The following is a 9,080-nucleotide window of genomic DNA, read 5'->3' as shown; positions in this document are numbered from 1 at the left end:
GTGACGGTGAGTGCGGGTAAGCTCTCTAAGGCTGTACCGGCCTCTTCGCGGGCACGCCCGCTCCCACAGGGACCGCACTTCTTTCAGAGCTTGTGCAGTACCTGTGGGAGCGGGCGTGCCCGCGAAGAGGCCGGTACAGCCTTAGAGAGCTTACCCGCACTCACCGTCACATGCCCGCCATCGATGTTTGATCCAGACATATCATTGCGCGTGATAATAGCTTTCGCTCCGTTCGATTCGTGCGCCACGCGCAAGACACTCACACTCCGCCCACTACTAATACATTGGCGGAGTTCTCCATGGATCACTCACTCAAACCCTTGCGCTTCCCCCTCGCTGCCCTGGCAGTGGTGGTGCTCAGCGCTTGTGGCCGCACCCCCGACGCCGTGCAGGCTCCCGCCGCGCCCAAGGTCAGCGTCGCCAAGGTCATCGAGCAGCCGATCAACGAATGGGACGAGTTCACCGGCCGCCTGGAAGCGCCGGAAACCGTCGAAGTGCGCCCACGGGTCTCCGGCCAGATCGACCTGGTAGCCTTCACCGAAGGTGCCCAGGTGAAGAAAGGCGACCTGCTGTTCCAGATCGACCCGCGCCCGTTCCAGGCAGACGTCCGCCGCCTTGAAGCCCAGTTGCAACAGGCCAAGGCCACCGCCATCCGCAGTGCCAACGAAGCCCGCCGTGGCGAGCGCCTGCGTGACAGCAACGCCATTTCCGCCGAGCTTGCCGAGTCGCGCAGCAGCGCCGCTGCCGAAGCCCGCGCCGGGGTCGATGCGATCCAGGCCCAGCTCGACCTGGCCCGTCTGAACCTCAGCTTCACCCGCGTCACCGCCCCCATCAGCGGCCGCGTCAGCCGCGCCGAATTCACCGCCGGCAACATCGTCACTGCCGATGTCACGCCGCTGACCAGCGTGGTCTCCACCGACAAGGTGTACGCCTACTTCGACGCCGACGAGCGCGTGTACCTCAAGTACACCCAGCTGGCGCGTGAAGGCCAGCGCGGCCAGAGCACCCCGGTGTACCTGGGCCTGACCAACGAAACCGGCAACCCGCACCTGGGCCAGATGAACTTCGTCGACAACCAGGTCAACCCGCGCACCGGCACCATCCGTGGCCGTGCCGTGTTCGACAACCGCGACGGCCAGTTCACACCCGGCCTGTATGCGCGCCTGAAGCTGGTCGGCAGCGCCCAGTACGACGCCGTGCTGATCAACGACGAAGCGGTCGGCACCGACCTTGGCAAGAAGTTCGTGCTGGTCATGGACAAGGACAACAAGGCCGCCTACCGCGCCGTGGAACTGGGGCCGAAGCTTGAAGGCCTGCGCATCGTGCGCAGCGGTCTGGCCAAGGACGATCGCATCGTGGTCAAGGGCCTGCAGCGCGTACGCCCTGGCTCGCCGGTGACCCCGATCGAGACGCCAATGGCCAGTGAACAGACCCTCGCCGCCCTCGCCCAACAGCGCCAGGCCCTCGAGGCCAGCAACCCGGTGCAGAAAGTAGCGGGCTCCACCGAAAAAGTCGCCAGCGCCCAGGCGCCACGCGGTTAAGGGACCACACCGATGAACTTTTCGAAATTCTTCATTACCCGGCCGATCTTCGCCGCGGTGCTTTCGCTGGTGCTGCTGATCGCGGGTTCGATCTCGCTGTTCCAGCTGCCGATCAGCGAATACCCCGAAGTGGTACCGCCCACCGTGGTGGTGCGCGCCAACTTCCCCGGTGCCAACCCCAAGGTGATCGGTGAAACCGTCGCCGCGCCGCTGGAGCAGGCCATCACCGGTGTCGAGAACATGCTGTACATGTCCTCGCAGTCCACCGCCGACGGCAAGCTGACCCTGACCATCACCTTCGCCCTGGGCACCGACCTGGACAACGCCCAGGTGCAGGTGCAGAACCGCGTCACCCGCACCCAGCCCAAGCTGCCAGAGGAAGTGACCCGGATCGGCATCACCGTCGACAAGGCTTCGCCCGACCTGACCATGGTCGTGCACCTGACCTCGCCGGACAACCGCTATGACATGCTCTACCTGTCCAACTACGCCATCCTCAACATCAAGGATGAGCTGGCGCGCCTGGGCGGCGTCGGTGATGTGCAGCTGTTCGGCATGGGCGACTACTCGCTGCGCGTGTGGCTCGACCCGAACAAGACCGCGTCGCGCAACCTGACCGCCAGCGACGTGGTGGCCGCGATCCGCGAGCAGAACCGCCAGGTCGCCGCCGGCCAGCTGGGCGCCCCGCCCGCCCCCGGTTCGACCAGCTTCCAGCTGTCGATCAACACCCAGGGCCGCCTGGTCAACGAAGAAGAGTTCGAGAACATCATCATCCGCGCAGGTGCCGATGGCGAGATCACGCGCCTGAAGGACATCGCCCGGGTCGAGCTCGGTTCCAGCCAGTACGCCCTGCGTTCGCTGCTGAACAACCAGCCGGCCGTGGCCATCCCGATCTTCCAGCGCCCAGGCTCCAACGCCATCGAGATCTCCGACGAAGTGCGGGCGAAGATGGCCGAGCTGAAAAAGGACTTCCCGGAAGGCATGGACTACAGCATCGTCTATGACCCGACCGTGTTCGTCCGTGGCTCCATCGAAGCCGTGGTACACACCCTGTTCGAAGCCCTGATTCTGGTCGTGCTGGTGGTGATCCTGTTCCTGCAGACCTGGCGCGCCTCGATCATCCCGCTGATGGCCGTGCCGGTCTCGCTGATCGGTACCTTCGCGGTGATGCACCTGTTCGGCTTCTCGCTCAACGCCTTGTCGTTGTTCGGCCTGGTGCTGGCCATCGGTATCGTGGTGGACGACGCCATCGTCGTGGTGGAAAACGTCGAGCGCAACATCGGGCTGGGCCTGAAACCGCTGGAAGCCACACAAAAAGCCATGAGTGAAGTGACCGGGCCGATCATCGCCACGGCACTGGTACTGTGCGCGGTGTTCGTACCGGCCGCGTTCATTTCTGGCCTTACCGGGCAGTTCTACAAGCAGTTCGCGCTGACCATCGCCATTTCCACGGTGATCTCGGCATTCAACTCGCTGACCCTGTCGCCAGCACTGGCTGCCGTGCTGCTCAAAGACCACCACGCGCCGAAAGACCGCTTCTCGCGGTTCCTCGAGCGCCTGCTGGGCAGCTGGCTGTTCGCCCCGTTCAACCGCTTTTTCGACCGTGCCAGCCACAGTTATGTCGGCGGCGTGCGCCGGGTCATCCGTTCCAGCGGCATCGCCCTGTTCCTGTATGCCGGGTTGATGGGCCTGACCTACCTGGGCTTCTCGTCCACGCCGACCGGTTTCGTGCCGGCCCAGGACAAGCAGTACCTGGTGGCCTTCGCCCAGCTGCCTGACGCGGCCAGCCTCGACCGCACCGAGGCGGTGATCAAGCGCATGAGCGAAATCGCCCTGGAGCAGCCGGGCGTGGCCGATTCGGTGGCCTTCCCGGGCCTGTCGATCAACGGCTTCACCAACAGCCCGAACAGCGGCATCGTGTTTACCCCGCTCAAGCCGTTCGACGAGCGCAAGGACCCGAGCCAGTCGGCCGCGGCAATTGCCGCCGCGCTGAACGCCAAGTTCGCTGACATCCAGGACGCCTACATCGCGATCTTCCCGCCTCCGCCCGTGCAAGGCCTGGGCACCATCGGCGGCTTCCGCCTGCAGATCGAGGACCGCGGCAACCTGGGCTACGAAGCGCTGTACAAGGAAACCCAGAACATCATCGCCAAGAGCCACAACGTGCCGGAACTGGCGGGCCTGTTCACCAGCTACCAGGTCAACGTGCCGCAGGTCGATGCCGCCATCGACCGGGAAAAGGCCAAGACCCACGGCGTGGCGATCACCGACATCTTCGACACCCTGCAGGTCTACCTGGGCTCGCTGTACACCAACGACTTCAACCGCTTTGGCCGCACCTACCAGGTCAACGTCCAGGCCGAGCAGCAGTTCCGCCTCGATGCCGAGCAGATCGGCCAGTTGAAGGTGCGCAACAACCTCGGCGAGATGATCCCGCTGGCGACCTTCCTCAAGGTCAGCGACACCTCCGGGCCTGACCGGGTGATGCACTACAACGGCTTCATCACCGCCGAGATCAACGGTGCCGCAGCCCCAGGCTACAGCTCCGGGCAGGCCGAGGCGGCGATCGAGAAACTGCTCAAGCAAGAACTGCCCAACGGCATGACTTTCGAGTGGACCGACCTGACCTACCAGCAGATCCTCTCGGGCAACACCGCGCTGTTCGTGTTCCCGCTGTGCGTGCTGCTGGCCTTCCTGGTGCTGGCTGCCCAGTACGAGAGCTGGAGCCTGCCGCTAGCGGTGATCCTGATCGTGCCGATGACCCTGCTGTCGGCCATCACCGGGGTGATCGTGTCGGGTGGCGACAACAACATCTTCACCCAGATCGGCTTGATCGTGCTGGTGGGCCTGGCGTGCAAGAACGCGATCCTGATCGTCGAGTTCGCCAAGGATGAACAAGCCAAGGGCCTCGACCCGCTGGCTGCGGTACTGGAAGCCTGCCGCCTGCGTCTGCGGCCGATCCTGATGACCTCGATCGCCTTCATCATGGGCGTGGTGCCGCTGGTGTTCAGCTCCGGTGCCGGCTCGGAAATGCGCCATGCCATGGGTGTGGCGGTGTTCTCGGGGATGATTGGCGTGACCGTGTTCGGCCTGTTCCTGACCCCGGTGTTCTTCTTCCTGATCCGCCGCTTCGTCGAGCGTCGCCAGGCCCGCAAGGCCGAGCACGCCCCCGTGCTGGAGAACCATGCATGAACCTGCTCAAACCTTTGACCCCGAGCCTGCTGGCGCTGGCCCTGGCAGCCTGCGCGGTCGGCCCGGACTACAAGACCCCGGACACCGAGCCCGCACAGTTCGACAGCGCTGATGTGCAGGCCGACGCCTTCGACCGCAGCCGCTTCGAAAGCGTGTGGTGGAAGCAGTTCGACGACCCGGTGCTGAACCAGCTGGTGCAGGCATCGCTGGACGGCAACCGCGACCTGCGCGTGGCCTTCGCCCGACTCAAGGCAGCCCGGGCGATCCATGATGACGTCGCCAACGACCAGTTGCCGGTGGTCACCAGCCGCGCCAGCAGCGAGATCGGCAAAGGCCAGGTTCCCGGCCAGACCACCCAGCGCGTCAACCAGGAGCGCTACGACCTGGGCCTGGACATGGCCTGGGAGCTTGACCTGTTCGGCCGTATCCAGCGCCAGATCGAGGCCAGCGAGGCCCAGGAAGCGGTGGCCCAGGCCGACCTGCAACAATTGCAGGTCAGCCTGATCGCCGAACTGGTCGACGCTTATGGCCAGCTGCGCGGGGCGCAACTGCGCGAGAAGATCGCCGTGGCCAACCTCAAGACCCAGCAAGAGTCGCGCAGCATCACCGTGACCCTGCGCGACGCCGGGGTTGGCAACGACCTCGACGTCGTCCGTGCCGATGCCCGCCTGGCGGGTGTCGAGGCCACGGTGCCGCAGCTGCAAGCCGAACAGGCCCGGGCGCGGCACCGCATCGCCACCCTGCTCGGCCAGCGCCCGGACGCGCTGAGCGTCGACCTGTCGCCCAAAGCCTTGCCGGCCATCGCCAAGGCCTTGCCGGTGGGCGACCCAGGCGAGCTGCTGCGCCGCCGCCCGGATATCCGCAGCGCCGAGCGCCAGCTGGCCGCCGCCACCGCCAATGTCGGCGTGGCCACCGCCGACCTGTTCCCGCGGGTGAGCCTCAGCGGCTTCCTCGGTTTCACCGCCGCCCGTGGCTCGCAAATCGGCTCCTCGGCAGCCAATGCCTGGGCGTTGGGGCCAAGCATCACCTGGGCCGCATTTGACCTGGGTAGCGTGCGGGCCCGCCTGCGCGGCGCCAAGGCAGACGCCGAGGGCGCCCTGGCCAACTATGAACAGCAGGTGCTGCTGGCCCTGGAAGAGTCGGCCAACGCCTTCAGCGACTACGACAAGACCCAGCAGCGGCTGCTGTCGCTGATACGCCAGAGCGAGGCCAGCCGCAAAGCGGCCGACCTGGCCTCGGTGCGTTACCGCGAGGGCACGGTGGACTACCTGGTGCTGCTCGACGCCGAACGCGAACGCCTGAGCGCCGAAGACGCCCAGGCCCAGGGCGAAGTCGACCTGTACCGCGGCATCGTCTCGATCTACAAGGCCCTCGGCGGCGGCTGGCAGCCGGAGACCGTCGCCAGCGCACGCTGATCCGACCCGTTTCAACGACTCCTTTGGTTGGTTCCTCCCCCAACCGTTTGCCCCGCCGGCCTTGGCCTGCGGGGCTTTTTTATGGCCCCTTGGCGACCCTGCGGCTTGCAGCCCAGGGCATTCTGCCCCAAGCTCTGCCTTCCCACCGCCATGGACCGTAGCGCCCGATGCCCAGACGCCACCGCTACCTGATCGCCTTACTGCTGCTGATCCTGGTGACGATCGCCATCGTATTCCTGCGCCGCGACGACAAGCCCGCAGCGCCGGTACTGCCGCCACACAGCTACGGCAAGGCACTGCGCCAGGCACATGACGGTTTGCCAGGTGCCGCCCGGGTGCTGTACCAACAACTGCAGCGTGATGACCTGACGCCAATCCGTCGCGCCGCACTGTATGCCGAATTGCCCAACTACCCATCGCCGCAGGCACTGAAGCTGGCCCGCCTGGACCTGGAAAACGATGATCCGCTGGTGCGCCGCGCAGCCATTGCCAGCATCCGCAAGCTGCTGCCGCCCTCCCAGCGCAGCCTGGTGCTGGGGCCGCTGCTGGACGATGACGAGCAGAGCGTGCGCTTCGCCGCCGTGGATGCCTTGCTCGGCCTCGACCCCGATGCCATCGGCCTGTATTTCGGCCCGTTGCAGACTGCGCTGGAGCAATACCAGCAGGCCCTGGAAAAACAACCCGACGACGCCGAGGCCCAGGTGCACCTGGCGCGCCTGTACCTGCACGAAAATGACTACGACCAGGCGGCTGCAGCCCTGCAGCGCAGCCTTGCCGTGGCCCCGGATGGCCTCGACGCCTTGGCCACCCAGGTGCGTTTGCTGGAACGCCAAGGCCACCATGACCAATCCCGCCAGGTGCTGGCCAAGGCCCTGGCACTGCGCCCGGATTCGGCGTTCCTGCAGTACGAGCTTGGACTGTGGCTGATCCGCCATGATCAGCGCGAATACGCTCTGCTGGCCTTGTCGCGCGCGGTGGAGCTGGAGCCGGAGAATGCCGACTATCGCTACACGCTGGCCGTGACCCTGCACGAGCTGGATCAGTCCGATGCCGCGCAGAAGCAGCTGGAAACCTTGCTCAGCCACCAGCCAGCCAATCGCCGGGCGCGGGTGTTGCTGATCCAGTACTGGAAGGAATCCGGCCAGTTACAGAACGTTCAGGTGCTGCTGGCTGAACTGGAGCGGCAAAACCCGGATGATCCCTTCCTGCAACAGGGGCTGTAGATTGCGTTGAACCCTGGGCCAGTGCCCGTGGTCCAGTGGGTATCGGACAGTTGACGGCAGCAAGGGCACACATTGGCCTTGCCGGCCGTTTCAGGAGAATCGCATTGGCCAGTTCGGCGACGATGGACGAACGTGCTCTGATCCTGGCGCCGGCACAGCTTGCCAGAAACACTTCACTGTTGCTGGCGGCCGCCGGTGTCGATTGCCTCTGCACGCATGATATGGCCAAGCTGCAGGCCTGCCTGCTCGAAGGCGCCGGCATGGCCATCATCGCCGAGCAGACCCTTACCGTTGACGCTGCCAAATTGCTGCGCGTCTATATCGACCAGCAACCAGCCTGGTCTGACCTGCCCATCGTGTTGTTGACACAAACCGCTGCGACCACAGCCTCGGCCGATAACTTTGCGCTGGGCAACCTGACCCTGCTGGCCGCACCGTTCGACGATGACCGGTTGCTGATCCTGACCCAGTCGGCGTTACGCAACCGGCGCCGCCAGTACCTGTCACGCGACCACATGCTCGACCTGCAACAACGCCTGGATGAGCGCGCCGAAGAACAGGCGAGCGCCGACCAGACCTTGCAGCAGAGCCGCAAGATGGAGGCGGTCGGCCAGCTGGCCGGTGGCGTGGCACATGACTTCAATAACCTGCTGACCAGCATCGGTGGCTGTTTCGAGTTGATCGACAGGCGTCTGAAACACGGCCGCAGCGAGGGCCTTGAAGCGATCCTGCAGAGAGGCCAGGAAGCCGTTGCCCGTGCAGCCACGCTGACCCATCGCCTGCTGGCCTTCGCTTCCCGGCAATCGCTGCACAATCAGCGCATCGACCTGCTGGCGCTGCTGCAACCACAACGTATCGAGGCCATGCTCGACAACGCGGTATGCCTGCAACTGAACCTTCCCGCAGACCTCTGGGCCGTGCAAGCGGACGACGAGCAATTGCAGGAAACGCTGAACAACCTGCTGGTCAATGCCTGCGAAGCGATGCCCAACGGGGGCAACTTGCGCATCGAAGCCAGTAATCGTCAGATCGATGCGCTGCAGTTCGCCGTCGGCGGGCTGGTGACGGGTGACTATGCCTGCCTGAGCTTCATCGATGATGGCCAAGGCATGTCAGCGAGCACCCTCGAGCACGCCTTCGAGCCCTTCTTCAGCACCAAGCCAGTGGGCCAGGGGATCGGCCTTGGCCTGTCGATGGTATATGGCTTCAGCAAGCAGTCCCACGGACATGTTGCACTGTTCAGCCAGATTGGCCATGGCACACAGGTCGACCTTTACCTGCCACGCCATCTTGATCCACAACAGCCCCAGGCCTCCCGACCGCACCCATCACCTGTCAGCAAAGGCCGTCATGTACTGGTGGTCGAGGATGATCCCCATGTCCGCGACCTGCTTCGCCAGTCGTTGCAAGATGAGGGGTATCCCTGCCTGAGTGCCAGCAATGCCAGCGAGGCCTTGCAGCTGTTGCGTACAACGCAGGCGATCGACCTGCTGGTCAGCGACGTTGGCCTGCCGGGCATGAATGGCCGGCAACTGGCCGAGATCGCCCGCACGCTTCGCCCGCACCTTCCGGTGCTGTTCATCACTGGCTACGCCGAGACGGCGATGGCGCGCGAAGGGTTTCTCGCGCCAGGCATGCAGCTGATCTGCAAGCCGTTCGAGCTCAAGCAGTTGCAGGCACAGGTTGCCCACATGCTGGGTAGTCCCTGA

5 protein-coding genes are annotated in these 9,080 nt (G+C 65.0%); all 5 read left to right on the top strand.

From position 1 onward, the window contains the following. Positions 1-299: 299 nt before the first annotated feature. The 5 genes from mexE to J7573_RS24400 all read left to right on the top strand — a co-directional run bounded on the left by mexE (position 300) and on the right by J7573_RS24400 (position 9,080). Positions 300-1,541 (top strand): multidrug efflux RND transporter periplasmic adaptor subunit MexE, encoded by a 1,242-nt coding sequence (gene mexE / locus J7573_RS24420; protein ID WP_294340964.1) that lies wholly within the window; start codon positions 300-302, stop codon positions 1,539-1,541. A gap of 12 nt (positions 1,542-1,553) precedes the next feature. Continuing rightward, a complete protein-coding gene (locus tag J7573_RS24415) occupies positions 1,554-4,733 on the top strand; it encodes an efflux RND transporter permease subunit (protein ID WP_294340963.1) in 3,180 nt (1,059 codons plus the stop codon). Continuing rightward, positions 4,730-6,148, top strand: a complete 1,419-nt coding sequence (locus tag J7573_RS24410) for a TolC family protein (RefSeq protein WP_294340962.1) — start codon at positions 4,730-4,732, stop codon at positions 6,146-6,148. The genes J7573_RS24415 and J7573_RS24410 overlap by 4 nt, the downstream gene beginning before the upstream one ends. Positions 6,149-6,315: 167 nt before the next feature. Further along, a complete protein-coding gene (locus J7573_RS24405; RefSeq protein WP_294340960.1) occupies positions 6,316-7,371 on the top strand; it encodes a tetratricopeptide repeat protein in 1,056 nt (351 codons plus the stop codon). Positions 7,372-7,475: 104 nt separating this feature from the next. Further along, a complete protein-coding gene (locus tag J7573_RS24400) occupies positions 7,476-9,080 on the top strand; it encodes a response regulator (protein ID WP_294340958.1) in 1,605 nt (534 codons plus the stop codon).

Source organism: Pseudomonas sp. (assembly GCF_017744435.1).
In the GTDB taxonomy this organism is placed as follows: domain Bacteria; phylum Pseudomonadota; class Gammaproteobacteria; order Pseudomonadales; family Pseudomonadaceae; genus Aquipseudomonas.
Note: the sequence above shows the minus strand (reverse complement) of the source record. Positions and strands in the feature narration are given on the sequence as shown.